The following is a 26,303-nucleotide window of genomic DNA, read 5'->3' as shown; positions in this document are numbered from 1 at the left end:
CAAGCTACCACTTAGAGGGGCTGGTACGGGAGTACCTGAAGTGGGATGTGTCGCACAGAACTGCAAAAGCGGCGCAGAAACGAAAAAGCCCCGGGAGAGGCTGGCTTGCAGTTTTCAGCTAAGGGGGCACGGGGCGAAATCGAAGCAGGCTTCCAGTGCGCAAATGTCGTCCGGGCGGGGCAGGCTGATCCGGTGAGTCAACGACAAGGTCATGGCATCGGTATCGATATGCAGGGTGTCGGTGAATAGCGGCAGCGGCAGCAACTCGCCACTGTGCAGGCGCATCAGCACAAAGGGCCGGTGCTCGGGCAGTTCCACGCAGAGTTGGCCGTTGTGGCTGAGTGCAGGCGGGGTAAGGTTGAACAGTTCGATGCGAAGGTTCGCGGGCAGAAAGGCGATTTGCTGGTCGACGGGGGCAGCGTTCCAGTAGGCAAAGTCGAAGTCGGCGGGTAACCCCGGCCAGGGTTTTTTCTGCCAGGCTTTGTCGTAGGTGCCGGCCAGGGCCAGGCGAGGCGCCCAGGCCCGGCCCACCACCCCAAACCCTGCCGGGCAGTAGCCGTAGGTGGCGGACAGCTGGGCCATGTCGGCGGCGCTGATGTCGCCGTCCGGATGGTGGGTGACGTGCAGGTGGGTGACCGGCCTGTCGAGCGCCTCGATTTGCGGGGCCGCCAGGCGCTGGAGTGGCGCGTCCATGGACCAGGCGTGTTTCTCATGGCGTTTTTCGATCCAGCCCCGGCCCAATGGATTGCTGTAGCAGACCTGATGGAGCAGGTACGGCTCGGCGCAATTGTCCGGATAGTCGGGGTTGGGCAGCACACTGCTGCCGCCGAAGGCGTACTCCCAGCGCAAGGGCACGCGGATGGCCGGCTCGGCAGCAGACAAGCGCCAGCCGCTGAACAGACCATGCTCAAAGTGTCGAGGGCCGCTGAAGCGCAGGTGCTTGTCGAGCAGAATGCCCCGCGCCTCATGGTGTTTTTTACGGGAAATGCTCGGCAGTGATCGCTTCACAACCCCGGCCCTGGTGCGCGGGGTGTATTTCTCATCGGTCTATCAGCAGGGCACGCTGATCAACGCCTTCGTCAACGAAGCCGGCAAGTCCTATCAACTGCTGCCACCGGCCGCCGAGGTCAAGCCCGCCGGTGGCGAGGCCGTCTATTTTGCCCAGCAGTTGTTCCAGCGCGTGATCTACCCGGAGGCGGGTCTGGCTGGCGACAACATCAAGGTTGCGCGCAGCAAGCGCCGGCTGTTGATCGCCGGGTTTGCCGTCGCTTCCGTGGGCTGCTTGCTGGCGGTCGGGCTGTGGCAGCTGTACTTCACCATCAACCGTGACAAGGCTGCCAGTGTCCTGGCCAAGAGCCAGGAGTTCAGTGCTCGGGATATCGATGCCCGTGTCGATACCACAGGCCGCAACTTGCTGGCGCCACTGGATCAGATCCGCGAGGCGGTCGCGGTGTATGGCGACTATCGCGAGGCCTGGCCGCTGTTGTCCGACATGGGGCTGTACCAAGGTAAAAAGATCGGCCCGACGGTGGACGAAGCCTACTTGAACCTGCTGTCCAAACGCTTTTTACCAGCCATTGCCAACCGCGCCCTGGACGCAATCAATGCGGCGCCTCCTGGCAGCGATGAGCAGCTGGCAGCGTTGCGTGTGTACCGTATGATCGAAGATCGTGGCAACCGCCAACCGGCCATTGTCGAAGAGTGGGCCGCCAGGCAATGGCAGCGCGCCTATCCGGGGCAGGGGCAGGTACAAGCCGACTTGATGCGTCACCTCGACTACGCGCTGAAATATGCCGACGCCGACTTGCCGCAGCACCACGAACAGATCGCCCAGGTGCAACAGGCCTTGCGCCAGCGCCCCATGGCCGAGCGGGTCTATCTTGCCCTCAAGCGCCAGGCGCATGCACGCCTGCAGCCGGCGCTGGACCTGCGCAGCGAAGTGGGTGCGGCCTTCGACATCATCTACCAGGTGCCCTCGGTCAGTGAAGGAGAAAGCCTGGTGCTGGCTCCGCTGCTCACGGCCAAAGGCTACAAGGCATACTTCGAGTCGGGTAGCCGTAACCTCATCGAGCTGGCAATGATCGATCAATGGGTACTCGGCGAACGCCAGCGGCTGGATTTCTCCGAGCATGACCGCGAGGTGCTGGGCCAGCGCATTCGAGCCCTGTACCACGCCGACTATGTGGACAGTTGGCGACGGGCACTGAACCAGATTTCGGTTGTCGATTTTCGCGACCTGGGCCATGGCGTCGCGGTGCTGGAACAGGTGACCGGGCCGGGTGCACCGATACGCCGCCTGCTGGAGACCCTGCGCGACAATACGGTGATCTATCCGTCGCTGCCGGTGGCCGAGGTTCAAGCCACAAGCGGCTCGGAACAAGCGGCGGACGGTCCGCTCCAGGCAATGGCGATCCGCCGGGCATTCTCCGGCCTGTCGGAGTTGCTCACTGCCCAGGCTGATCGACCGTCTTACTATGAAGAAACCCTGCGTGCGGTCAGTGCGGTCTACGACTACAGCAAAACCGTGCACGACAGCCCCGACCCGGGCAAAGCTGCATTGAAAGCCGTGCTGCAGCGCTTTTCGCTGGGCGGCGCCGACCCGATTGCCAACTTGCAACGTATCGCCGCCGGCTTGCCCGAGCCGCTCAACCAGCAGGCCAGCAAGCTCGCCGACCAGACCGCCCAGGTGTTGATGATTGCTGCCCTGGGCGAGCTGGAAAAGCGCTGGGACAGCGAGGTCTACAGTTTCTACCATGAGCGTCTGGCCAATCGTTACCCGTTCAGGCCCGCTGGCGAGGATGCCTCGCTGGAAGACTTCGAAACTTTCTTCGGGCCGAAGGGGCGCTTGCAACAGTTTCAGGAGCAGTACCTGAGCGTGTTCCTCAAGGACAACCTCGACGCGCTGTACTCCGATGCCCTCGGCGGCTACCTGGTACGCAGCGACGTGCTGGAGCAACTGAACCATGCCGAGCGCATCCGTGACACGTTTTTCAACAACCGCGGCCACCTGGCGGTGCAACTGAGCATCGAGCCCCTGGCCTTGAGCAGCAGTCGCCTGAGCAGCCTGCTGAGCATCGATGGCCAGTTGGTGCCTTACCGGCATGGCGCGCCACAGCGCACCGGCTTGGTCTGGCCCAATGACCTGAACAGTGCCAGCGCCAGCCAGCTGACGCTGGTGCACAGCAGCGGCAACACCGCCAGTCTCAGTTATCGTGGGCCCTGGTCGCTGTTTCGCCTGCTCAGCCGCGCCCAGCTCAACGGCCGGACCGACACCAGCGTCGACCTGACCTTTGCCGTGGCTGATGGCCTGATGCGCTACCGCGTCGGTGTGCACAAGGCCAACAACCCGGTCACCCAGCGCAGTTTTGAAGGGTTTGCCTTGCCCAGGACGTTGCTGGAAGCACGTCGCGGCCCGCCCATCGATGACGAGTCATAGGTGCGCACCTGCCTGGAGTGGGTGGGAGCGGGCTTGCCCCGCGATGAGGCCAGTACAACCAGCACATCATGCGGCGCCTGGATTACGACCGCTGCGCGCTCGATCGCCGGCAAGTCCGGCTCCCACAGGATTGGCTGTGCTCCCAGGGGCAGTGCAAGACCTGTGGGAGCTGGCTTGCCAGCGATGAGGCCAGTCCAGCCAACACATCATGCGGCGCCTGGATTACGACCGCTGCGCGCTCGATCGCCGGCAAGTCCGGCTCCCACAGGATTGGCTGTGCTCCCAGGGGCAGTGCAAGACCTGTGGGAGCTGGCTTGCCAGCGATGAGGCCAGTCCAGCCAACACATCATGCGGCGCCTGGATTACGACCGCTGCGCGCTCGATCGCCGGCAAGTCCGGCTCCCACAGGATTGGCTGTGGTCCCAGGGGCAGTGCAAGACCTGTGGGAGCTGGCTTGCCAGCGATGAGGCCAGTCCAGCCAACACATCATGCGGCGTCTGGATTACGACCGCTGCGCGCTCGATCGCCGGCAAGTCCGGCTCCCACAGGATTGGCTGTGCTCCCAGGGGCAGTGCAAGACCTGTGGGAGCTGGCTTGCCAGCGATGAGGCCAGTCCAGCCAACACATCATGCGGCGTCTGGATTACGACCGCTGCGCGCTCGATCGCCGGCAAGTCCGGCTCCCACAGGATTGGCTGTGCTCCCAGGGGCAGTGCAAGACCTGTGGGAGCTGGCTTGCCAGCGATGAGGCCAGTACAGCCAACACATCATGCGGCGCCTGGATTACGACCGCTGCGCGCTCTATCGCCGGCAAGCCCGCTCCCACAGGGCCGGCGTACACAAACCCACTGTGGGATCGGGCTTTGTTGATTGCCGTCAACCACCACACCCCGCCATCGCGCTAGTCTCGAGCCCAGTGCCAGACTCACGCCGAGGCCCCGATGCTCTACCCGCTGCTGTTATCCCTGCACCTGTTCGCCGCGGTGATCTTCATCGGTACGGTGTTCTTCGAGGTGCTGTTCCTTGAACACATCCGCAAGCAGTTGCCGGCCAAGCTCATGCTGCTACTGGAACAGGCCATCGGCCAGCGCGCCCGGCAGTTGATGCCCTGGGTGCTGCTGGTGCTGTTCGGGGCCGGGGTAGGGATGGTCTGGCTGCGCTATGTGCCGCTGCTGGAGACGCCCCTGCGCTCGTCGTTCGGCACCTTGTTGCTGGTGAAAATCATGCTTGCCGCCAGCGTGCTGGGGCATTTTCTCGTGGCCATGCTGTGGTTTCGCAACGGGCAGATGAACAGCGGCCGGGTGAAGTTCATTCATCACAGTGTGTTCGTTCATCTGCTACTGATCCTGCTGCTGGCCAAGGCCATGTTCTACCTGACATGGTAGCCAGCCGCGCCGCGCTTGATGCAAATCAAGGCCCCTGGGCCGCTCCGGGCGGACACTGATGCTCCGTAGCCCGTCTCGGAGCCCCGCCATGCTTGACTCACTCCATCGCCACCGGCAGCAGATCACCCCGCACGGGCAGTGGCCGGGAGAGCCCGGCAGGCATGCCGATACCCGCAGGTTTCATGCCGGCATCGGCTCGCTGGATGTGTTGCGCGCCCTGCGCGCCAGCCGTCAGCAGCACCGGCCGTTGTCCTTGGGCGTGCAGCTGCCGGCCGGGCTCGACAGTCAGGAGCAAGACGCCTATCTGCGCGGCCTGCAACGGGAGATCGCGCTGGTCGGCTGCCACCTGGGAGCCGACCAGAGCATTGAGCAGTTCCAGTTGAGCGGCGCTACCCCAGGGCCCGAGGTGCTGCAGCAGTTGATGGGGCAACTGCGCCAACGCTTCAATTTTCTGCAACACGAACTGGGTGACTACGGCGTTGAAGTCGATCTGCATCACACCGACTGGGCGACCATGGGCCTGTTGCGTGACCAGGGGTTCAACCATGTCAGCATCGGTGTGCCCGATGGCGGCCAGGGTGGTGTGCCGTCGGCAGCCCGTTGCCAGAACCCGGCGCCGATTCATTCGCTGATCGATGCTGCGCGCACCTTCGATTTTCGCTCGGTGAGTGTCGACCTTGGCTATGGCCACGCCTGGCAGACCCCGGACAGCTTCGCCCGCAAGCTTGCCACCCTGATCGAGCTCGAGCCCGACCGCCTGCAGGTGTTCGATTATGCCCAGGCGCCGGCGCGCTACGCCCACAGCGCCCGGCAAGCGCCCTGCAGCGAGCAGGACAAGGCGCTGATGCGGCGCATCTGTTTTGAGCAACTGCCGGCAGCGGGGTACCAGCACATCGGCCTGGGCCAGTTCGTGCGCGCCGACGACGATCTGGCCATCGCCCAGGAACGCGGGCGCCTGCGCCGCAATTGCCAGGGTTTTACCCGGCACGGCTACTGCGACCATGTCGGCTTGGGCCTGGGCGCGATCAGCCAGTTCGACGAACTCTATGCGCAGAATGCCCTGAGCCTCGCGCACTACCTGCAACAGCTGGGCAACGACCAGTTGGCCACCTGCCGAGGCTGGCGCTGCGAGGCGGATGACCAGTTGCGCCAGCGGGTAACCGAGCGCCTGGCCTGTGACCTGGAGCTGGATATCCAGGCCATCGAGGCCCGTTACGGCGTGGATTTTCGCCAGTACTTTGCAAGCGCCTGGCGCCAGCTGGAGGCCATGAGTCGGGCCGGGCTGGTCGAGTTGTCAGCGCGTTACATCAGCATATTGCCCGCCGGCCGGGTGGAAGTGGATGCCATCTGCCAGCTGTTCGAACAGAGCAGCCCGGGGCTTTCCCTCCATCAGCAATGGGTCGATCACGATGCCAGCCTTTGAATTCAACCGCGCCCTGGTGAAAAAGTACGACCGTCCAGGGCCGCGCTATACCTCGTACCCGACCGCGCCGCAGTTTCACCCGGCCTTCGCCGTCGATGACTACCTGCAGGCCGTGCAGGCCAGCAACCAGGCGCCGAGGCCCAAGCCGCTGTCGGCCTATATCCATATCCCGTTCTGCCAGAGCCTTTGCTATTACTGCGCCTGCAACAAGATCATCACCCGCAAGACCCATCGCGCGGCCGAGTACCTGGGCTACCTGAAGCGTGAGATTGCCCTGCAGGGCGCGCTGTTCGAGCGCAGTCGCAAGCTGACCCAGCTGCACCTGGGGGGCGGCACGCCGACCTACCTGAGCAACGCGCAACTGGCCGAACTGATGGACTGCCTGCACCAGGCGTTCAACCTCGATGACAGCGACGATCACGAGTTTTCCATCGAGGTCGATCCGCGCACCGTCAGTACCGGGCAAATCCAGATGCTGCGCGGCCTGGGCTTCAATCGCCTGAGTTTCGGCGTGCAGGATTTCGACGCCGCTGTGCAGGCGGCGGTCAATCGCCGGCAAAGCGAAGAACAGATCTACGCGTTGGTGGCCGCAGCACGCGAGGCGCGCTTCAAGTCGGTCAGCGTCGATCTGATTTACGGCCTGCCGCTGCAAACGGTGCAGAGCTTCGACGTGACCTTGGGCAAGATCATCGCCCTGCGCCCGGACCGCATCGCCGCCTACAGCTATGCCCACCTGCCCGAGCAAGTGCGGGCGCAGCGGATGATCCGCCGCGAAGACATGCCGCCGCCGGAGCGCAAGCTGGAGCTGCTGGAGCTGACCATCCAGCGCCTGACCGACGCCGGTTACGTGTACATCGGCATGGATCACTTCGCCTTGCCGGACGACGAATTGGCCCTGGCCCGGGCCAATGGCACCCTGCAGCGCAACTTTCAGGGCTACTCGACCCATGCCGACTGCGACCTGATCGGCCTGGGCGTGTCGGCCATCGGCAAGGTAGGTGACAGCTACAGCCAGAGCGTCAAGCTGCTGTCCCAGTACTATGCGTGGCTCGATCAGGGCCTGCTGCCGATCCAGCGTGGCTACCGCCTGAATGCCGACGACCTGCTGCGCCGCGAGGTGATCAACCAGCTGATGTGCCATGGCCGCATCGATTTTGACCGGTTCCAGGCCGCGCACGGTATCTGCTTCAACGACTACTTCGCCGAAGCCCTGGAGCAGTTGGCCGAGCAGGTGGATGACCAGTTGCTGGCGCTTGATCAACACGCCTTGCAGTTGCTGCCCCAGGGCCACTTGATGATGCGCAACACCGCCATGGCCTTTGACGCCTACCTGGGCGGTGGGCGTAAAGGCCAGTTTTCGCGCACCGTTTAGTGCGAAGTGCCCTCGGCAAACTCGATCTTGTTGCCGACGTTGTACTTGCCCGAGGGCTTGTTCATGGGAATGCGCTTGACCTCCTCGAGGGTCTGGCTGTCGTAGACGATCAGCGCGCCGTCGTTGGCCCAGATGCTCAGCAGCAAATAGCGGCCGTCGTGGCTGAACTCGACATGGGCAGCGGTCTTGCCCGGCATCGGCCGCAGGGTGTGGGCGATTTCCAGGGTCTGCTTGTCGATCAGGTGGATGGCGTCGTTGTCGGGGCCGAAGAACACATCGGTCCAGGCATAGGCCGAGTTGGCGTGGCTGCGCATGAAAAAGCCCGGGCCCAGGGTGGGGATCTCCTTGATCAGGCGCCAGGTCTTGAGGTCGATCACCGAGATCAGGCCCTGGCTGATGTTCGGTGTGGCGAACACCCAGTCGCCGTTGCGCCGCCACCAGGTGCCGGAGCCCAGGTGCGGCATGCCGGGCAGGGCAATGCGGCTGAGCACCTGGCCGCTGTCGAGGTCAATCACCTGGCCGCCGTTGGCCTTGCGGGAGGTGGCCAGCAGTTGCCGGTAGTCCGGCGAGAAGGAGAAATCGTCGAGAAAATCCTCGGCCGCAATCCTTCGCGGCACGAAGTCGGGCTGGCCGGCGCTGGACAGTTCCCAGACCTCTTTCACGTCCTTGAGCGCCACGATGAAACTGTCCCGTGGCGGTGCCGTGTACACCGCGCTGACCCGCGACGGCGTGCCGTCCTGGCCAACCGCAGCGATGGTTTTCACTGGCGTCAGGTCGCGGGCATCGAGCAGCACCAGGTTGCCTGGCAGGTAGTTGCCCACCAGCACCCAGCGCCCGTCCTTGCTCACCGCCAGGTTGCGGGTATTGAGCCCGGCGCGCACCTCGGCGATCAGTTTCAGGTTGTGCAAGTCGTACTGGCTGACCCAGCCGTCGCGGGAGGCAAAGTAGACGAAGCGGCCATCGGGAGAGAACTTCGGACCGCCGTGCACGGCAAAATGCGAGGCAAAGCGTGCCAGCACGGTGAAGCGGTCGCCGTCGAGGATATTGATGTGGTGATCGCCGGCTTCAACGACCACGAACAGGTTCAGGGGGTCGGCAGCGTGCTGGGGTGTGCCTGGAAGACTGTCGACGGCATTGAGCACCTGGTGGCTGGCGCGGATCTCGGCATCGCTCCAGGTCGGTGGTATGGCCGGGGGCTGTTGCAGGTAGGTCACCAGGCCGTCGATCCGGGCTGAGCTCAATACCTTGGCAAAGCCGCTCATCTGGCTGGCCGGGCGGCCGGAGGCGATCACCTGGCGAATCTCGGCGGGCTTGATCCGGCTCAGGCTTTCCGGCAGCAGGGCCGGGCCGCTGGCACCGAAACGATTGGCGCCATGGCACTGCTGGCAATGCTGCTGATAGTCCAGGGCGGCCTGGTCGAGGGCCGCGCTGCCCTGCGCCGAAGCCATCCATAACAGCGGGACAAGGGCCAGGGCTTTCATGGTGCGACCTCGGCGGCAAGCGCGGCACCGGCAAAGTGCGCCGGGTGGCGCAGCGCCTGTTCGGCGAACAACCCGACCACCTTGCCGATCACCGTCAGCGTCGGCGTGGCGGCGGGGCATTGCCGCGCCAGCATTGGCAAGTGTGCGAGGGTGCCGCGCAGCACCTGCTGGTCGGCGCAAGTGCCGCGGCTGATCAGGGCCGCCGGGGTATCGGCGGCAAGCCCGGCAGCGATCAACTGCTCGGTGATCAGCCGCAGATTGGCCAGGCCCATATAGAACACCAGGGTCTGGCTGCTGTCGGCCAGGCTCTGCCAGGGCAGGTTGAGCGCGCCGTCGTGTTGCAGGTGGCCGGTGATGAAACGGCAGGAGTTGACCAGGTCGCGGTGGGTCAGGGGGATCCCGGCATAGGCGCTGCAGCCGGCGGCGGCAGTGATGCCCGGTACCACCTGACAATCGATGCCGTGCTGCAGGAGGAAGTCGAGTTCTTCGGCGCCCCGGCCGAAGATGAACGGGTCGCCGCCCTTGAGCCGCACCACCCGCTGGCCCTGGGCCGCCAGGTCGACCAGCAACTGGTTGATCTGTGCCTGGGGCAGGCTGTGGTAGCCGCTGATCTTGCCAACGTAATGGCGGCGGCAAGCGGGCGGGATCAGGGCCAGCAGTTCACTGCTGATCAAGCGGTCATAGACCACGGCATCGGCCTGCATCAGCAGGCTCCAGGCGCGCAGGGTGAGCAGGCGCGGATCGCCGGGCCCGGCACCGACCAGGGCGACTTCGCCGGGGCTGAAGGGCGAGTGCAGGGCGGCAGGTAGAACGGAGGCACAATGCATGAGGGCGTTCCTTGTTCCATCATCAGGGGCGCCGGGTCGCCGCCTGTGTCGGCGGCTTGCCCGGTCAGGTTGTCAATGCGTGACGCAAGGAATGCGCGCCGATGGCGGCAGGCCGATTTCTTCATCGCTCAGGTGGCAGCCGGGGTCCTGGCCCCAGAGGTCACCGGCGGCCCAGGCGCGGGTGCGGGTGTTGCCGTTGCAGATGCTCAGCCAATGGCAGGCGGCGCAGCGCCCGGTCACGGCCCGGGGATGCTCGCGCAGGCGCAACAGCAGAGGATCGGGCTGCTCCAGCCACAGGGTGCGGAACGGCGTGCGGCGCACGTTGCCTACCGAGTGCTGCCACCAGTAGGTGTCGGGGTGCACTTCGCCGGTGTTGTCGATATTGGCGATGGCGCAGCCCGAGGCATTGCCGCCCCAGGCGCGCAGCATCTGCTCCAGTTGCGGGTAGTGCTCGGGTAGATGACGCGCAGTCCACTGCAGCAACAGGATGGCATCGGCATCGTTGTTACCGCTGACGAAGTCGCTGTCGCGGCCGTGCTGGATATCATCCCAGGCTTGATCAAACAGCAGGTTCATCGCCTCACGGCTCATCTGCTGCAGCGCGTCGAGCTTGCGGCTGCGCTTGCCGCGGCCGCTGTAGTTCAGGTGCGAGAGGTAGAACTTGCCCACGTCACAGTCGCGCATCAGCGCCAGTAAAGCCGGCAGCTGGGCGTGGTTGTCCTGGGTCAGGGTGGTGCGCATGCCGACGCGAATGCCCTGTTCGCGGCACAGGCGCATGGCCTTCAGCGAACTGGCGAAGCTGCCTTTGAGCTGGCGAAAGGCATCGTGGGTGGCCTCAAGGCCATCGATGCTGATGCCGACGTAGTCGAAGCGGGCCGCGCGAACCTGGGCGATGTTGCGCTCATCGATCAGCGTGCCGTTGCTCGACAGGGCGACGAACATGCCTTGGTCGCGGGCATGGGCACTGAGCAGGAACAGGTCGCCGCGCAGCAGCGGCTCGCCGCCGGAGAGAATCAGCACCTTGACCCCGGCATCGGCCAGGTCATCGATCACTTGCAGGGCCGCTTCGGTATCCAGCTCGTCACGAAACACGCTGTCGGCCGAGGTGGCGTAGCAGTGCTTGCAGGTCAGGTTGCAACGCCTGAGCAGGTTCCAGATCACCACCGGCGGGCGCGGGCTGCCCGGTGGGCTGGTGCGCGGGGCAGGGCCGTGGCCGGCCAGGGCGCGCAGGTACTGGCTGATTCTCAACATGCGACGCTCCTTGCTCAGTGGCTGGTGGGCAGGCGTAAACCGGTTTTCTTCAGGATGCGGCTGCTGACCAGCATGTCGTCGGCCCGGCAGGCATCACCCAGCAGGTAGCGCAGGTGTTCGCGGTAGCTGTCGATTTCGGTGGCGCTGCGGCCATGGACCATGGCGAACAGGTTGTAGCGCCAACTGCCGTTGCGCGGGCGCCGGTAGCAGTGGCTGACGAAGGGCTGGGCGCCGATAAGCCGGCCCAGGCGGGGCATCTGCGCGTCGTCGACATCCCAGACGGTCATGCCGTTGAAGCGATAGCCCAGGCGGTAATGGTTGGGCACGGCAGCGATGCGGCGAATGGCGCCGTCAGCCTGCAGGCGCTTGAGCAGGGCCAGGGTTGCCTCGACGCTCAGGTGCAGCTGCCCGGCCAGCCAGCCCCAGGGATCGTCCACCAGCGGCAGGCCGGCCTGGGTCAGTTGTACCAGGCGCAGGGCCAGGGCCTGTTCAGACCGGGAAGTACAAACCGACATGGTAGGTCTCCTCCTTGGGCAGGTTGAGCGGGGTCAGGCCGGTGCGCTGCTGGATGCGCTGCAGGGTTTGGTCCAGGTGCTCGAGGCTGGCGCAGCCGAGGACGAACCACATGTTGAAGGGGTGTTCGCGGCGGTAGTTGTGAGCGACTTCGGGCATCGCCGCAAGCTCGGCGGCAACGGCCTCGAAGCGTGCTTCAGGCACCGTCAGCGCCGCCAAGGTAAAGGCGCCGCCCAGCCGTTCGATGTCGAACATTGGCCCGAAGCGGGTCAGGGTGCCGTCGTCGAGCAGGCGTTGCAGGCGTTCACGCAGTTGCTGGCTGCTGCTGCCCAATTCCTCGGCCAGCACCTGCCAGGGCTGGGGCACCAGCGGCAGGCCCAATTGCAGGCGGTTGATCAGGCGGCGGTCGAGTTCATCCATGGGCGCTTGCTCCGCTGCTGGCGGGGGCGAAGCGGCCACCGCACTGTTTGAAAGCCTGGGTGCTGAACAAGACCTGGTAGGGCAGGTCGCTGAGCAGGTGCTGCTCGAGCAACGCCGCGATCTGCGCCTCGACCCGCTCGCGCTGGCGGCCATGGACCATGCAGAACAGGTTGTAGCGCCATTGCGGCAAGCGCCGTGGCCGCTGGTAGCAGAGGCTGACCAGCGGCTCACGGCCCAGGCGCTGGCCGACTTCGTCGATCAGGGCGTCGGGGATGTCCAGCACCAGCATGGCGTTGGCAGTAAAGCCCAGGGCGCGGTGGTTGAGCACCAGGCCCAGGCGGCGGAACAGGCCTTGCTGCTGCCATTGGTTGATCTGTGCCAGCACCTGCTGTTCTTCGGCGCCGATCTGCCGGGCGAGGTGCTGGTAGGGGCGCGCAAGCAGGGGCAGGCCGCTTTCAAGCAAGCGCCGCAGGGCCAGGCTTTGCGCGGGATCGAGAATACAGCTCATGGCGCGTCTCCCAGGGCAAAGCCGAGGTCGATGCGGTAGGCGGTGAGCATCGGCAGGTCGAGCGGGGTCAGGCCGGTATCGGCTTGCAGTTCGTCGAGGATGCGCTGCAGGTGCGGGCGGTCGGGCCCGGTCAGTACGAACCAGAGGTTGTAGTGGTGCTCGCGGGCATAGTTGTGGTTGACCTCGGGGTACTGGCTGATGCGCTCGGCCACCTGTTGCAGGCGCTCGGCGGGCACGGCCAGGGCGGCGAGGGTGCTGGCGCCGGCGCGGCGGTGTTCGAACACCGGGCCGATGCGCGACAGGCGGCCATGCCCGGCCATCCGCTGCAGGCAGGCGATGACCTGATCCTCGCTGCAGCCGAGCGCCTGGGCCATCTCCAGGTAGGGTTCGGCGCAGATCGGCATGCCATGTTGGTAGTGTTGGATGAGGCGCCGTTCGAGAGTGTCTAGCGGCATCTCAGTACCCCATCTGCTGGGCGCGGCTGCTGAAGAAGATGCCGCTGGGGGCGGTGGCCGGCAGGGTGGCGAGCCGCTTGAGGCTGTACGGGTCCCAGACCTGCACCTGGTTGGCGTCACGCACCGACAGCCACAACTGGTCGCCACGGGCGGTGAACTCCATGTGCAGCACGGCGGGGCCTGGCTTGAGGTCGGCAATGACGTTGTGGGTTTCGGTATCGATGACCTGCACCCGGTCATTGTCCGGGTAGGCGAAGTTGACCCACAGCTGGCGCCCGTCCGGACGGGCGCTGACGAACACCGGTTGCCCGGCGACGGCGATGGCGTCGGTCTGCTGCCAGGTGCGCGCATCCATCACCAGTACCTGATGGCGCCCGACCGCCGGCACGAAAGCCTGGTTATCGGCCACCGCCCAGCCTTCCAGGTGCGGCATCTTGTACACCGGCAACTTGGCCTGGCCGCGACCGTAGTCGCCGAGCACGCGCTTGACCCCATGCTCCGGGTGCCAGAGGTCGAGCTGGGCCATGCCGTCTTCGCCGAACAGCCCGGCCATGTAATAGCGGCCATCGGCGGTGATGAACGCGTCGTAGGGTTGCTGGCCGATACCTGTAAACCGGGTGATCTGCGGCGTATTGCCGTGGCTGAAGTCGGCGCTCCAGATCTCGCCGCTGTCGAACAGGCTGAACACGAAGCGCTGGCCGGGCGCGTCAACCAGGCCGACCACCCGCGAGCGCTTGGTGCCGTCGGCGAGCAGGGTGGCGGGGATGTCGGCGACCAGCTCAAGGCTGTGCGCATCGAAGACCTTGACCCCGCCAGGCACGTAGTTGGACACCGCGATCAGCTTGCCGTCCTGGCTGATCGCACCACCGATGCTGTTGCCGCCCTGGATCAGGCGTTTGTCGATGCGCTGCTGGAGCAGATCGACCTTGGTCAGGCCGCCGTCACGGCCGAACACATAGGCGTAGCGCTGGTCGCGGGAAAACACCGCCGAGGCATGGGACAGATCGCCCAGCCCGTCGATGCGCGCCAGGGCTTTGCCGGCGCTGCTGTCGATGATCTGCACGCTGGCGCTGGCGCGTTCCACCACCAGGCCCAGGTCGCCAGTGCCGCGCAGCGGTGCCTGGGTACAGGCGGACAACAGCAGCGCGCAGGTGGCGGGTAACAGTACGTGTCGGATCATGGGGCAGATGCTCCTTGCAAAAGATGATCGACCAGCCAGCCGATGTCGTCGGCGCTCAGCAGCGCCTCCCAGGCGGGCATCGCGGTGCCGGGGCGGCCCAGGCGCACGGTGGCGAGCAGACCATCGCGGGGTTTGCCGGCAAGGGCCGCCGGCGTCAGTTCCGGGCCCAGGCCGCCGGTCAGGTGCAGGCCATGGCAGGCGCCGCAGTCCTGGGCCAGCAGGTGTTCGAGCTGCGCCTGGCGCTGGGCGTCAGGCGCGGCGAAAGCAGGGGGAACAAGCAGGAGGGACGCCAGGCTTACAACACAGCGGTAAGTATTCATGACGCCCTCCGTGGGTGGGTTACTTGAGGCTCAAGACCCAGTTGGCCAACTGTTTTGCTTCTTCATCACTGACCGCATTGGCCGGCATCGGGATCGGCCCCCAGTTGCCTTGGGTACCGTTCTTGATATGGCTGGCCAGCGTATCGGCGGCGCCACTGATGCCGGCATTCTTTGCTGCCACCTCCTTGAGCGCCGGGCCTACCAGCTTGGCGTCGACGGCATGGCAGGCCACACAGGACTTGCTCTGGAACAACGCCAGTGCGTCATCGGCCAGGGCCGGTTGCAGGCTCAACGCAGTGGCCAGGGTGCAGAGTGAAAGCAGGGTATTTTTCATGACGACTCCTTGCGTTGATGAAGCTCAATAAATGTCGTGTTGGGTGTTGTAGACATTGAACTTGCCGGTCGGGGTGATCAGCCGCTTGTCCTTGATCACCTGCTTGAGCGCCAGGGTCTTGTCGTCGATCACCACCAGTGCCGACTCCTCGGTCTGGCCGTTCCACACCGAGAACCACACCTCGTCACCGGCCTTGTTGTACTCGGGCTGGACCACGCGCAGGGCGCCTTGCTTGATCCCCGAATACTCGGCAATCGGCAGCACCTTGTAGCCGGCATCGAGCTTGTCGATGTCGAACACCGCCACCGACTGGCTGAGCTTGGTGTCCGGGTTCAGGGTGGTGTCAACGTACAGGTGGCGCGAGTCGGGGTGGGTCTTGATGAACAGCGAGCCGCCGCCCTGGCCCTTGAGCGAGCCGACCTGTTTCCAGGCGTACTGCGGGTACTTCAGTGGGTCGGTACCGATCATCGAGATGCCGGCATCGCCCAGGTGGCTGGTGGCCCACACCGGGCCGAACTGCGGGTGCACGAAGTTGGCGCCACGGCCGGGGTGCGGGGTCTTGCCGACGTCGACCAGGGCGGTCAGGCGGCGCTCTTTGGAGTCGATCACCGCCACCTTGTTGGCGTTGTTGGCCGCGGTCATGAAGTAGCGATGGCTGCTGTCCCAGCCACCGTCATGCAGGAACGGCGCGGCGTCGATGCTGGTGATGGTGAGGTTCTTGATGTCTTCGTAGTTGACCAGCATGACCTTGCCGGTTTCCTTGACGTTGACGATGAACTCCGGCCATTCGTGGGAGGCGATGATCGCCGCCACCCGTGGCTCGGGGTGGTACTCCTGCTTGTCGACGGTCATGCCGCGGGTCGAGACGATCTGCTTGGGCTCCAGGGTCTCGCCGTCCATGATGGTGAACTGCGGCGGCCAGTAGGAGCCGGCGATGGTGTACTTGTCTTCGAAGCCCTTGAACTTGGAGGTTTCCACCGAGCGCGCCTCGATGCCGACCTTGATTTCGGCCACCTTGGTCGGCTCTTTGGGCCACAGGTCGATCATGTCGATGCGCGCATCGCGGCCGATCACCAGCAGATAGCGGCCGGACGCCGAGATCCGCGAGATGTGCACGGCGTAGCCGGTCTCGATGAGCTTGACGATCTGCTTGCTGTCGCCGTCGATCAGGGCGATCTTGCCGTCGTCGCGCAGGGTCACCGAGAACAGGTTCTGCAGGTTGAGCTTGTTCAACTGGTGAGTGGGGCGGTCTTCGGGTTTGACCAGCAGCTTCCAGGTGTTGCGGGTTTCGGCCATGCCCCATTCCGGCGGGGTGGGCGGGGTGTGCTGGATGAAGTGGGCCATGCTGGTGATCTGCGCCTTGGTCAGCGCATTGGAGGTGCCCCAGTTCGGCATGCCGGCCGGCGAGCCGTAGCTGATCAGCGCTTCCAGGTAGGCCTGGCCACGGGCCTGGGTGATGTCCGGGGTCAGCGGCTTGCCGGTGGCGCCCTTGCGCAGCACGCCGTGGCAACCGGCGCAGCGCTGGAAGTAGATCTCCTTGGCGGCATCGAAATCGGCCTGGGTCATGTCCGGCGCGCCGGCCGTGGTGACCATGGCCGGTTGCGCGGCAGCGCTTTTCTGCTCGGCGCCGACGCTGGTGGGCAACGCCAGCGCCAGCGCCGAACAGAGGCTGGCGAGGCTCAGGGCAAAGGTTTTTCGGTTACTGATCAGCATTCCTTCTCTCCTCAGGCTAGACCTTTGCGATGTGCTGGAATGCCAGGACAGAGCGCAGGTTCTTGGTGCCTGGAAAGGCTATGCCGGAGCAGGCCGCGGACCGCTTGACGGCGATCAAGTTTGCCGGCCATGGCGCTTGCCAGGTTGTCGCAGGGGCTCTTAGCGTGGTCGTCGAACCCGCTGTCTATCCAGGTAAGCCATGGACCTCACAGAACCCCGCTGCGAACCCTTCTACCAAGCGCAAGGCAACGAACTGGCATTGTTCGAACAGGCCTGGCGCCACGGCATGCCGGTGCTGATCAAAGGCCCCACCGGTTGTGGCAAGACCCGCTTTGTCCAGCACATGGCCCATCGCCTGAAACTGCCCCTGCACACCGTGGCCTGCCACGACGACCTCAGCGCTGCCGACCTGATCGGCCGACACCTGATCGGCGCCCAGGGCACCTGGTGGCAGGACGGGCCATTGACCCGGGCAGTGCGCGAGGGCGGCATCTGCTACCTCGACGAAGTGGTCGAAGCACGCCAGGACACCGTGGTGGTGCTGCACCCGCTGGCCGATGGCCGCCGCGAGCTGTTTCTCGAACGCACCGGCGAAGTGCTGCAGGCGCCGCCGTCGTTCATGCTGGTGGTGTCCTATAACCCCGGTTACCAGAACCTGCTCAAGGGCATGAAGCCCAGCACCCGCCAGCGTTTCGTGGCCCTGCGGTTCGACTATCCGCCCGCCGCCGAAGAAGCGCGCATCGTGCGCCGCGAGGCCGGGGTCGATGGCGCCCTGGCCAACCAGATCGTCAAGCTCGGCCAGGCCTTGCGGCGCCTGGACCAGCATGACCTGGAAGAGGTGGCCTCGACCCGCCTGCTGATTTTCACCGCACGGATGATCGGCGCCGGCATGAACCCGAGGCAGGCCTGCCTGGCTTGCCTGGCCGAGCCGCTCAGCGATGACCCGGTGACGGTGGCGGCGTTGATGGACGTGGTCGATGTCCACTTCGGCTGAGCAACTGCCCCGGCAGTTGCCGGGCGACCTGGCGATGTGGCTGTTCATCCTCGCCGAGCTGTCGGTGTTCGCCATCCTGATCCTGGCCTTTGCCGTGACCCATCACCTCAAGCCGCAGCTGTTTGCCGCCAGCCGCGCCTTGCTCGACGCCTCCACGGGCCTGGCCATGACCCTGAGCCTGCTCAGTGCCGGGGCGCTGGCGGCGCTGGCCCAGGTGCAGGTGCGCCAGGGGCAGCCGAGGCGGGCGGCATTGTTGCTGCTCGCCGCCTTACTGGTCGCCTGCGTCTACGTGTGGCTCAAGCTCGGCGAATACCGCCACCTGCTCGGCGCTGGGCTGGGTATCGAGCGCAACACCTTCTTCACCTTGTACTGGATTCTCACGGGCTTTCATTTTCTCCATGTGCTGCTCGGCATGCTGATCCTGGCCTGGCTGGCGCTGACGGCCTGGCATCGCGGCTATGGCCCTGGCCAGTGCAGCGGCTTCGAATCCGGGGTGCTGTACTGGCACATGGTCGATCTGGTCTGGGTGCTGCTGTTCCCGCTGGTTTACCTGCTGGGTTGAGGAGGGCGCATGCCCACATCGATAGTTCTTTTGCTGTGCTGGCTTGCCCTGGCGTGCCTGAGCCTGGGCACGGTGATGCTCGGCCAGGGCACGGTCATCCTGCTACTGGCGGCGGCCAAGGCCTGGCTGATCACCGACGGCTTCATGGAACTGCGCCACGGCCCGCAGCGTTGGCGCTGGCTGTTGCTGAGCTGGGCCCTGGTGCTGGCGGCGCTGGTGGGCCTTGGCCTGCACCTGCGCGGCTAATACCTGAGTAAAACCATCGGCGTTTCTTGATCGCCATCAAGCAGGTTTTTGCCCCGCGCTTTCTATCATGGCCAGGCCAAGCAATGAGGAAGCGACCATGTCAGAGACCTTCACCAAGGGCATGGCCAGGAACATCTATTTCGGGGGAAGCGTGTTCTTCTTCCTGATATTCCTGGCTTTGACCTACCACACCGAACAGACCTTTCCCGAACGCAGCAACGTCGCGCAATTGACCGACGCGGTGGTGCGCGGCAAGACGGTCTGGGAGCAGAACAACTGCGTCGGCTGCCACACCCTGTTGGGCGAGGGCGCGTACTTTGCGCCGGAGCTGGGCAACGTGTTCAAGCGCCGCGGCGGCGAGGAGGGCTTCAAGCCGTTCATGCATGCCTGGATGAAAATGCAGCCGCTGGGCGTGCCCGGCCGCCGGGCCATGCCGCAGTTCAACCTGAGCGAACAGGAAGTCGACGACATCGCCGAATTCCTCAAATGGAGCTCGAACATCAATACCAATGGCTGGCCGCCAAACCAGGAGGGCTGAGTGATGAACGTTGCCAATCCGCATCTTAAATTTGCCTCCCAGGCCGTTGCCAAACCCTACTTCGTGTTCGCCCTGATCCTGTTCCTCGGCCAGGTGCTGTTCGGTTTGATCATGGGCCTGCAATACGTGATCGGGGACTTCCTGTTCCCGGCCATTCCGTTCAACGTGGCGCGCATGGTGCACACCAACCTGCTGATCGTCTGGCTGCTGTTCGGCTTCATGGGCGCCGCCTACTACCTGGTGCCGGAGGAGGCCGACCGCGAGCTGCACAGCCCGAAGCTGGCGATTTTGCTGTTCTGGGTGTTCGCCGCCGCCGGGGTGCTGACTATCCTCGGCTACCTGCTGGTGCCCTATGCCGGCCTTGCGCGGCTGACTCACAACGAGCTGCTGCCGACCATGGGGCGCGAGTTCCTCGAGCAGCCGACCATCACCAAGCTGGGCATCGTCGTGGTCTGCCTGGGCTTTCTCTACAACATCGGCATGACCCTGCTCAAGGGCCGCAAGACCACCGTGAGCATGGTGATGATGACCGGCCTGATTGGCCTGGCGGTGTTCTTCCTGTTCTCCTTCTACAACCCGGGGAACCTTGCCCGCGACAAGTTCTACTGGTGGTGGGTGGTGCATCTTTGGGTCGAGGGCGTGTGGGAACTGATCATGGGCTCGATGCTGGCCTTCGTGCTGATCAAGATCACCGGGGTCGACCGCGAAGTGGTGGAAAAATGGCTGTATGTGATCATCGCCATGGCGCTGATTACCGGCATCATCGGTACCGGCCACCACTTCTTCTGGATCGGTGCGCCCGAGGTGTGGCTGTGGGTCGGTTCGATCTTCTCGGCGCTGGAGCCGCTGCCGTTCCTGGCCATGGTCATGTTCGCCTTCAGCATGGTGAAAAACCGCCGCCGCCAGCACCCCAACCGCGCCGCCACATTGTGGGCCAAAGGCACCACGGTGACCGCGTTCTTCGGTGCCGGGGTCTGGGGTTTCCTGCACACCCTGGCCCCGGTCAACTTTTACACCCATGGCACGCAACTGACCGCCGCCCACGGCCACCTGGCCTTCTACGGTGCCTACGCGATGATCGTCATGACCCTGATCAGCTACGCCATGCCGCGCCTGCGCGGGCTCGGCGAGGCCGCCGATGAGCGTTCGCAGACCCTTGAAGTGTGGGGCTTCTGGCTGATGACCCTGTCGATGGTGATGATCACCTTGCTGCTCACCGCCGCCGGCGTGGTCCAGGTGCTGTTGCAGCGCTGGGCCGAAGACGGCACGGCCTTGCCGTTCATGTCCACCACCGATCAGTTGCGCGGGCTGTTCTGGGCGCGGCTGGTCAGCGGCGTGGGCTTTCTCGCGGGCCTGTTGTGCTACCTGCTGAGCTTTCGTCAGCGCGGGCGTGCAGCGCTGCGCGCGCCAGCCAGGGTAGTGCCGTCATGACCCCGGCGGTTGCTTGATCATGTGCGGCCCGGCTGATCCAGCGGGCCGCTTTCTGCTTTGTGCAAAGGAGGCAACATGGCCTTCACGGTTGAAATGGAAGAGTGGGTTGGCAGTGTCTGGCATCGTTTCATCACCCGCCGGGCGAGTGCCGATTTCCCCGCGGCGCAAGTAGCGCTGGCGCCGCGACAACGGGCCCTGGCCCTGTTGTTCAGGGCCATGGGCGGGGCGGGCGGCATGGGGGTGGAGGCGGCCAGCGAGCGTGACCTGCTGCTGCGCCGCAGCCTGTTGCAGCAGATCGCCGGCACCTGCAAGCAGGCGCCGCTGGCCTGGTGTGACGGGCATAATCTGCGCTTGCCGGCGCAGCTTGCGGTGTTCGCGGATGCTGCCTTGAACCAGGAGCTGTACCGCTGGCTGGCCATGCTCGCGGCGCAATCGGGGCCGATGCGTCATTGGGGGCGGGACAATCAGCGCTGGACGCGCGAGCTGCTGCAACGCTTTCCGGGGTTGGTGGGCCGTTACCAACGGCTGGTCGATGCCCACCTGCAACTGCGTCCGGATCCGGCCGCGCTGAGCGCCGATGAAGCGCGGCTTGAGCGCGCCTTGCGCCAGGCCCTGCGCGAGCCGGGCAGCGTCGAGGATTTTCCGCGCAGCGAACGGGCGGCCTGGCCACTGCCGCTGTGGCTGTATCCACCCCTGCAGCTTGCCAGCGCCCAGGCTGGCGACCTTGAAGACGCCCAAAACGAGCTGCCCAATACCCCCGGCGAGCAGCAGGGCGGACGCAAGCGCGCCACCCGCATCGAGGAGCGCCCGGCCAAGGGCGGCCTGTTGATCGTGCGCCTGGAGAACCTGTTCAGCTGGACCGAACACGTCGACCTCGACCGCTGGGCAGATGACAGCCAGGACCCGGATGCCGCCCGGGTGGCCGAGGACCTCGATCAGCTGACCTTGTCGCGCACCCGTATCCGCAAGGGCGGCGGCCTGAAACTGCACCTGGACCTGCCGCCGGCCCAGGTCGACGACATTCCCCTGGGCGACGGCATCAAGCTGCCGGAGTGGGACTATCGCCAGGGGCGCTTGCAGGCCAACTTCGTCAACCTGCAACTGCTTGAGCCCCGCGACTGCGAGCCCCAGCCACTGCCAGCACGGCTGCAAACCTCGGCACGGCGCTTGCGCCGGCAGTTCGAGCAACTGCGCACCGATCGCCAATGGTTGCGCCAGCAGCCTCAGGGCAGCGAGCTGGATTTGCAGGCCTGGCTGGATTTTCATGTCGAGCGCGTGCATGGCCAGTGTGCCGAGCGCGGCTTGTTCATGGAACAGCGCCACACGCGCCGGGACCTCGCCTGCCTGCTGCTGGCGGATGTGTCGATGTCCACCGATGCGCACCTGAACGATGAACAGCGGGTGATCGAAGTGATCCGCGACAGCTTGCTGCTGTTCGGCGAAACCTTGTCAGCAGTGGGGGATGACTTTGCCTTGTACGGCTTCTCGTCGCTGCGTCGCCAACAGGTGCGCCTGCAGCAACTGAAAGCCTTCGAGCAACGCTACAACGATGTCACGCGCGGCAAGATTCAGGGCCTCAAACCCGGTTACTACACCCGCATGGGCGCGGCGATTCGCCAGGCCAGCCAGTTGCTCGGCGGCTGCAAACGGCGGCGCAAGCTGTTGCTGCTGCTCACCGATGGCAAGCCCAATGACCTGGACCTCTATGAAGGGCGTTATGGCGTTGAAGACACCCGCGAAGCCGTGCACGAAGCCCGGCGCATGGGCTTGACGCCCTTTTGCATCACCATCGACCGCCAAGCCGGTGCTTATTTGCCGTACATGTTCGGCAGCAACGGCTACGCGCTGATTCGCCAGCCTGAGCAACTGCCGCTGCGTTTGCCGCAGCTGTATCGGCAGTTGACCCAGCCTTAGCGCGGTAACCAGAACACCATCGCCACGCAGAACAGCGTCAGGCCGATGCAAATCCACAGAAAGCGCAGTTGCTGGCGTGCCCCGGCCAACGCCGCGGTGGCCGGCAGCGGCATGCCGCAGTGCTCGCAAGTGCTGGCCCGGGCCGGGTTGGTGTGTTCGCAATACAGGCATACGGGCAGGGCGTTCATTCGATTTGCTCCAGCCGTGGCCGATCGAGAATGACGATGCGCCGCCCCTCCTGGGTGATGATCTTTTCATCGATCAGGCGGCGGATGATTCTTGAGAAGGTTTCCGGCTGGATCGACAAATGCCCGGCGATCAGCTGCTTGGCCATCGGCAGTTCGAACTGGCGTTCCACCGGCTGCGCGTGCATCAGTTGCGTCAGCAGGTAGCGCACCACCCGGTGGGTGGCATTCTTCAGCGACAGCGTTTCGATTTCATTGACCCGTTGGTGCAGGCGTACGCACAGCTTGCCGAGCAGGGCGAAGGTCAGCCGGCTGTTGCTCTGCAGCAGGCGCATGTAGGTGCTGGTCGACAGCCGATACAATTGCGATTGCCCGACCGCTTCGGCCGATGCCACATAGTTGGGGGTGTCCATCAGCATCATCGCTTCGGCAAAGGTCTGCCGCGGGCCGATGACTTCGAAGACCTTCTCCTGGCCGTCCGGGGTCAAACGGTAGATTTTCACCGCGCCGGCGATCACGAAGTAGAACGCCTCGGCCGGCTCACCCTGGCGGAACAGCGGCTCGCCCTTGTCGACGCTCAGCAGCTGGCTGTTGCCCATCAGTTCGTCGAGCTGCTCGTCGTTCAACGGCTCGAACAAGTGGTGGCTGCGCAGGATCTGGTGGTGGACGCGGTGAAGCACCATGGCGATTCATCCTCAAGCGGGAAAGGGGCACGGACCAGGAGGTTCTGATCGAGCAAGAGCCGGGCCAGGCGACGAGCCCCGGGGTTTCTGACGCGCTGATGCTGGTGGGTGAAAAATACCCTGGGCAAATGGGTTGAATTGACCATTCAAGGGTCATTTCTACCCTTGTTCTATCGACTTCAGCCTGCAATCACGTCAGGGCACAACCCTTGCACTAGCGTATTCAACAGCGATTGGCAGCCTACGCCGTTACACGTCGCGCGCCTTGACGTGCGACAAGGGCGGCAGCCTGCCGATGGCAGATGATGACGCCGGTTCAGTACCACCCGGCAACAAGGTAAGGAGAGGCTTGATGCAAGTACTTGATCGCCGTAAAGCGCTGGCCATCGTGCCGCTCTTGCGCCTGGCGTTCCGGCCGATGTTCCTCGCGGGCTGTGCGCTGGCGGTGCTGGCGATACCGCTGTGGCTGGCGGCCCTGAACGGCGCCCTGGGCAACTGGCAGCCGGCCGGCGGCTGGCTGGCCTGGCACCGCCATGAACTGGTGTTCGGTTTTGGCCTGGCGATCATTGCCGGCTTTCTGCTCACGGCGGTGCAGACCTGGACCGGGCAGCCGGGCCTGAGCGGCAAGCCGCTGGCGGGCCTGGCGTTGTTGTGGCTGGCGGGGCGAGTGGCGTGGCTGGCGAATGTGCCCTGGCCGTTGCTGGCGCTGCTGGAGCTGGGTTTCCCGTTGCTGGTGGCCGTATTGATGGGCCGCACCCTGTGGCGGGTGCGGCAGAAGCGCAATTACCCGATAGTGATGGTCTTGCTGCTGCTGACGGCGGTCGATGGCCTGGCGGTGTATGGCCTGGTGCAAGGCCACGATGGCTGGCAGCGCCAGGGCGTGCTCGGCGGCATCTGGCTGGTGGCGGCGATGATGGGCCTGATTGGCGGGCGGGTGATTCCATTCTTCACCCAGCGCGGGTTGGGGCGGACCGAGGCAGTCGTGCCCTGGCCCTGGCTCGACTGGCTGTTGCTGGCAGGGTCGGCGCTGGTGGCGGTGTTGTATGCGGTGGGGCCTGCCTTGACGGCGAATGCCGGGATCGGCCTGTTGTTTGCCGCCCTGGCGCTCGGGCATGTAGTGCGCCTGTGGCGCTGGCATGACCGCGGGATTTGGCAAGTGCCGCTGCTGTGGTCGTTGCACCTGGCCTACGCTTGGTTGGCCCTGGCCTGCCTGGGCATGGCCCTGTGGCATTTCGGCGTGCCATTGAACCCGAGCCTGGCGGTGCATTGCCTGACTATCGGCGCCATGGCCGGGTTGATCCTGGCGATGATTGCCCGCGTCAGCCTTGGCCATACCGGGCGGGCGTTGCTGCCACCGACGGGGATGACCCTGGCGTTCGTTCTGCTCAACCTGGCGGCTGTCAGCCGGGTGGTGCTGGTGCTGTGGATGCCGCTGGGCGGCTTGTGGCTGGCGGGTATGTGCTGGGTACTGGCGTTTGCCTTGTATGCCTGGCGCTATGCACCGATGCTGCTGCGCGCCCGGGTTGACGGGCACCCTGGTTAAGCGCCTGGAGGCGAAGTATGTGGTATCCGTATTTACTGGTGATTCATCTACTGGCGGCGATTGCCTTTATCGGCACGCTGTTTTTTGAAGTCGTCATCTGGCAGACGGCGCGGCGGCAAGTGCCGGCTGCGGCGCAGGCCGGGGTCGACCAGGCGCTGTCGGTGCGTTCGCGCAAGGTGCTGCATGGCGTGGTGTTGCTGCTGTATGGCGCCGGTGTTGGCCTTGCCTGGCATCACCGCGCGGCCTTGAGCCAGCCGTTGGCCAGCAGCTTTGCCAGCCTGCTGAGCCTGAAGATCGTCCTGGCCCTGAGCATCATTGGTCATTACCTGTTGCTGGCGTTCTGGCTCAAACGCGGACGCTTGAGCGAGGGGCGTGCGCGTTGGATTCGCTGCAGCATTCTTGGCCATATGTTGGTGATCGTGGTACTGGCCAAGGCGATGTTCTATTGGCATTAGCCCGCGCCGTACTCAGGCGGGCCCTACTTGTAGGAGCGGGCTTGACCCGCGATGAGGCCAGTACAGCCAGTACATCAGGTGTCGTCTGGATTGCGACCTCTGTGGGAGCTGGCTTGCCAGCGATGAGGCCAGTACAGCCAGCACATCAAGTGTTGTCTGGATTACGACCTCTGCGCGCTCGATCGCTGGCAAGACCAGCTCCCACAAGTCCGGCGTACACAGATCCACTGTGGGAGCTGGCTTGAACTGGTCAACAGATTTTGGACACCGGTTTAGGTTCATGCCGCAACCTTGAGCTTTTTCTCCATGGCTACCGGGGTTTCATAGCCGTTGTAGCTGTGGAGACGCTTAAGGTTGTAACGCATCAGATAAGCCTGGATGTCTAACTGTGCTTGCGCTTCGGTTTCGTAACCCTCTGCTGGTATCCACTCAGACTTCAATGCACCGAAGAAGCGCTCCATGACGGCGTTATCCCAGCACTGGCCTCGGTGACTCATGCTCTGTTCCAGACCGTACTCCTCAAGAGCAGCCCTGAATTTATGGCTGGTGTACTGACAGCCCTGATCCGAGTGGAACATCACTCCAGCCGGTCTACCTCTAGATTCGGCCGCCATTCGTAGCGCCTCGCAGGCAAGCCGGGCATCGGCGATCATTGAGAAAGCCCAGCCCACCACTCGGCGAGCATACAAGTCGATCACAGCCGCCAAGTACAGCCAACGCTTGCCTACCTGGATGTAGGTGACATCGCCGCACCACACCTGGTTGACCGTCGAGACGTTGAAGTTTCGCTTGAGCTGGTTACTCGCGATCAATGCTTCTGTGCCCGATGATCGGTAACGATGCGGCCTGCGTTGCTTGCATTGCAGACCGGCTTCCTTCATCAGCATACGTACCTTGTATCGCCCGGCTTTATGGCCAGCACGACGCAATTCCCGAACCAGCGTTCGCGACCCAGCAGAGCTACGAGAGGCCTTGAAAAGGCTGGCCATCGTTGAACGCAGATCCTCTCTGACCGGATCCTTTCGTCCCTGGCGTTTTCGCCATGCGTAGAAACTGCTGCGCCGAACTCCAAGGACGCGACAGCAGTCGAAAACACCAAATTGCTCACTCAGTTCGTTGATCAACGAGAACGATC

General features: G+C 64.5%; 26 protein-coding genes and 1 pseudogene. 12 read left to right on the top strand and 15 right to left on the bottom strand.

The genetic code is table 11. The features are described from left to right. Positions 1–114: 114 nt before the first annotated feature. On the bottom strand, positions 115–1,008 hold the full coding sequence (locus CCOS864_RS15540) for a DUF2169 family type VI secretion system accessory protein (RefSeq protein ID WP_115087162.1): 894 nt from the start codon (positions 1,006–1,008) through the stop codon (positions 115–117). Between CCOS864_RS15540 and tssM the strand changes: the two are divergent. From tssM to hemN, 4 genes and pseudogenes are all read left to right on the top strand, one after another. Continuing rightward, positions 974–3,436 (top strand): annotated as a pseudogene (tssM, locus tag CCOS864_RS15535) (type VI secretion system membrane subunit TssM); the annotation flags it as partial. The gene CCOS864_RS15540 and the pseudogene tssM sit on opposite strands and share 35 nt — an antisense overlap. Before the next feature lie 940 nt (positions 3,437–4,376). Continuing rightward, complete coding sequence (locus CCOS864_RS15530) at positions 4,377–4,820, top strand: CopD family copper resistance protein (RefSeq protein WP_115087160.1); 444 nt, start codon at positions 4,377–4,379, stop codon at positions 4,818–4,820. 88 nt (positions 4,821–4,908) lie between these two features. Next, a complete protein-coding gene (locus CCOS864_RS15525; RefSeq protein WP_115087159.1) occupies positions 4,909–6,243 on the top strand; it encodes an oxygen-independent coproporphyrinogen III oxidase in 1,335 nt (444 codons plus the stop codon). After that, positions 6,230–7,615, top strand: a complete 1,386-nt coding sequence (hemN, locus tag CCOS864_RS15520) for an oxygen-independent coproporphyrinogen III oxidase (RefSeq protein ID WP_115087158.1) — start codon at positions 6,230–6,232, stop codon at positions 7,613–7,615. Before CCOS864_RS15525 ends, hemN begins: the two co-directional genes overlap by 14 nt. Here the strand turns inward: hemN and CCOS864_RS15515 are convergent. The 11 genes from CCOS864_RS15515 to CCOS864_RS15465 form a co-directional block, all read right to left on the bottom strand. Further along, positions 7,612–9,096 carry a cytochrome D1 domain-containing protein gene (locus tag CCOS864_RS15515; RefSeq protein WP_115087157.1) on the bottom strand — a complete coding sequence of 495 codons (1,485 nt, stop codon included), beginning with the start codon at positions 9,094–9,096 and terminating at the stop codon, positions 7,612–7,614. The two genes, hemN and CCOS864_RS15515, sit on opposite strands and share 4 nt — an antisense overlap. After that, on the bottom strand, positions 9,093–9,923 hold the full coding sequence (gene cobA, locus CCOS864_RS15510; RefSeq protein WP_115087156.1) for a uroporphyrinogen-III C-methyltransferase: 831 nt from the start codon (positions 9,921–9,923) through the stop codon (positions 9,093–9,095). Before cobA ends, CCOS864_RS15515 begins: the two co-directional genes overlap by 4 nt. 72 nt (positions 9,924–9,995) lie before the next feature. Then, entirely contained in the window at positions 9,996–11,174 is a 1,179-nt protein-coding gene (nirJ, locus tag CCOS864_RS15505) for a heme d1 biosynthesis radical SAM protein NirJ (protein WP_115087155.1), read from the bottom strand. 14 nt (positions 11,175–11,188) lie between these two features. After that, positions 11,189–11,689 carry a siroheme decarboxylase subunit beta gene (ahbB, locus tag CCOS864_RS15500; RefSeq protein ID WP_115087154.1) on the bottom strand — a complete coding sequence of 167 codons (501 nt, stop codon included), beginning with the start codon at positions 11,687–11,689 and terminating at the stop codon, positions 11,189–11,191. After that, positions 11,664–12,107, bottom strand: coding sequence for an Lrp/AsnC family transcriptional regulator (locus CCOS864_RS15495; protein ID WP_115087153.1), 444 nt, complete (start codon positions 12,105–12,107; stop codon positions 11,664–11,666). Before CCOS864_RS15495 ends, ahbB (CCOS864_RS15500) begins: the two co-directional genes overlap by 26 nt. After that, on the bottom strand, positions 12,100–12,615 hold the full coding sequence (gene ahbB / locus CCOS864_RS15490) for a siroheme decarboxylase subunit beta (protein ID WP_115087152.1): 516 nt from the start codon (positions 12,613–12,615) through the stop codon (positions 12,100–12,102). Before ahbB (CCOS864_RS15490) ends, CCOS864_RS15495 begins: the two co-directional genes overlap by 8 nt. After that, entirely contained in the window at positions 12,612–13,070 is a 459-nt protein-coding gene (locus CCOS864_RS15485) for an Lrp/AsnC family transcriptional regulator (RefSeq protein ID WP_115087151.1), read from the bottom strand. Before CCOS864_RS15485 ends, ahbB (CCOS864_RS15490) begins: the two co-directional genes overlap by 4 nt. Position 13,071: 1 nt before the next feature. Beyond that, positions 13,072–14,250, bottom strand: a complete 1,179-nt coding sequence (locus tag CCOS864_RS15480; RefSeq protein ID WP_115087150.1) for a cytochrome D1 domain-containing protein — start codon at positions 14,248–14,250, stop codon at positions 13,072–13,074. Next, a complete protein-coding gene (locus CCOS864_RS15475; protein WP_115087149.1) occupies positions 14,247–14,570 on the bottom strand; it encodes a c-type cytochrome in 324 nt (107 codons plus the stop codon). The genes CCOS864_RS15480 and CCOS864_RS15475 overlap by 4 nt, the downstream gene beginning before the upstream one ends. Before the next feature lie 19 nt (positions 14,571–14,589). Continuing rightward, a complete protein-coding gene (locus CCOS864_RS15470) occupies positions 14,590–14,904 on the bottom strand; it encodes a c-type cytochrome (protein WP_115087148.1) in 315 nt (104 codons plus the stop codon). A 24-nt stretch (positions 14,905–14,928) separates the two neighbouring features. Continuing rightward, a complete protein-coding gene (locus CCOS864_RS15465; protein WP_115087147.1) occupies positions 14,929–16,617 on the bottom strand; it encodes a nitrite reductase in 1,689 nt (562 codons plus the stop codon). A gap of 199 nt (positions 16,618–16,816) precedes the next feature. On the opposite strand from CCOS864_RS15465, the gene CCOS864_RS15460 reads away from it, so the two are divergent. The 6 genes from CCOS864_RS15460 to CCOS864_RS15435 all read left to right on the top strand — a co-directional run bounded on the left by CCOS864_RS15460 (position 16,817) and on the right by CCOS864_RS15435 (position 22,302). Next, positions 16,817–17,611, top strand: a complete 795-nt coding sequence (locus tag CCOS864_RS15460; protein ID WP_115087146.1) for a CbbQ/NirQ/NorQ/GpvN family protein — start codon at positions 16,817–16,819, stop codon at positions 17,609–17,611. Beyond that, complete coding sequence (locus CCOS864_RS15455) at positions 17,595–18,173, top strand: cytochrome c oxidase subunit 3 (protein ID WP_115087145.1); 579 nt, start codon at positions 17,595–17,597, stop codon at positions 18,171–18,173. The genes CCOS864_RS15460 and CCOS864_RS15455 overlap by 17 nt, the downstream gene beginning before the upstream one ends. Positions 18,174–18,182: 9 nt before the next feature. After that, complete coding sequence (locus CCOS864_RS15450) at positions 18,183–18,419, top strand: cytochrome C oxidase subunit IV family protein (RefSeq protein WP_115087144.1); 237 nt, start codon at positions 18,183–18,185, stop codon at positions 18,417–18,419. A gap of 97 nt (positions 18,420–18,516) precedes the next feature. Then, the gene (locus CCOS864_RS15445) at positions 18,517–18,957 is read left to right on the top strand and encodes a c-type cytochrome (protein ID WP_115087143.1); all 441 of its coding nucleotides are present in this window, start codon (positions 18,517–18,519) and stop codon (positions 18,955–18,957) included. A 3-nt stretch (positions 18,958–18,960) separates the two neighbouring features. After that, complete coding sequence (locus CCOS864_RS15440; RefSeq protein WP_115087142.1) at positions 18,961–20,388, top strand: cbb3-type cytochrome c oxidase subunit I; 1,428 nt, start codon at positions 18,961–18,963, stop codon at positions 20,386–20,388. Between the two features lie 75 nt (positions 20,389–20,463). Beyond that, positions 20,464–22,302 (top strand): nitric oxide reductase activation protein NorD, encoded by a 1,839-nt coding sequence (locus CCOS864_RS15435; protein WP_115087141.1) that lies wholly within the window; start codon positions 20,464–20,466, stop codon positions 22,300–22,302. Here the strand turns inward: CCOS864_RS15435 and CCOS864_RS15430 are convergent. Continuing rightward, positions 22,299–22,490: a protein DnrP gene (locus tag CCOS864_RS15430; protein ID WP_115087140.1), complete on the bottom strand. Its 192-nt coding sequence runs from the start codon at positions 22,488–22,490 to the stop codon at positions 22,299–22,301. The genes CCOS864_RS15435 and CCOS864_RS15430 overlap by 4 nt on opposite strands. After that, positions 22,487–23,170, bottom strand: a complete 684-nt coding sequence (locus CCOS864_RS15425) for a Crp/Fnr family transcriptional regulator (protein WP_115087139.1) — start codon at positions 23,168–23,170, stop codon at positions 22,487–22,489. Before CCOS864_RS15425 ends, CCOS864_RS15430 begins: the two co-directional genes overlap by 4 nt. Before the next feature lie 352 nt (positions 23,171–23,522). On the opposite strand from CCOS864_RS15425, the gene CCOS864_RS15420 reads away from it, so the two are divergent. Both CCOS864_RS15420 and CCOS864_RS15415 read left to right on the top strand, forming a co-directional pair. Then, positions 23,523–24,713 carry an NnrS family protein gene (locus CCOS864_RS15420; protein WP_115087138.1) on the top strand — a complete coding sequence of 397 codons (1,191 nt, stop codon included), beginning with the start codon at positions 23,523–23,525 and terminating at the stop codon, positions 24,711–24,713. 17 nt (positions 24,714–24,730) lie between these two features. Continuing rightward, on the top strand, positions 24,731–25,168 hold the full coding sequence (locus CCOS864_RS15415) for a CopD family copper resistance protein (RefSeq protein WP_115087137.1): 438 nt from the start codon (positions 24,731–24,733) through the stop codon (positions 25,166–25,168). A 278-nt stretch (positions 25,169–25,446) separates the two neighbouring features. Here CCOS864_RS15415 and CCOS864_RS15410 read toward each other — a convergent pair whose 3' ends face one another. Continuing rightward, a complete protein-coding gene (locus CCOS864_RS15410; protein WP_115089623.1) occupies positions 25,447–26,292 on the bottom strand; it encodes an IS3 family transposase in 846 nt (281 codons plus the stop codon). Between the last annotated feature and the right edge of the window lie 11 nt (positions 26,293–26,303).

The sequence above is a fragment of the Pseudomonas wadenswilerensis genome (genome assembly GCF_900497695.1).
In the GTDB taxonomy this organism is placed as follows: Bacteria; Pseudomonadota; Gammaproteobacteria; order Pseudomonadales; family Pseudomonadaceae; genus Aquipseudomonas; species Aquipseudomonas wadenswilerensis.
The sequence above is the reverse complement of the archived record's forward strand: the minus strand, read 5'-3'. Positions and strand labels throughout refer to the sequence as shown.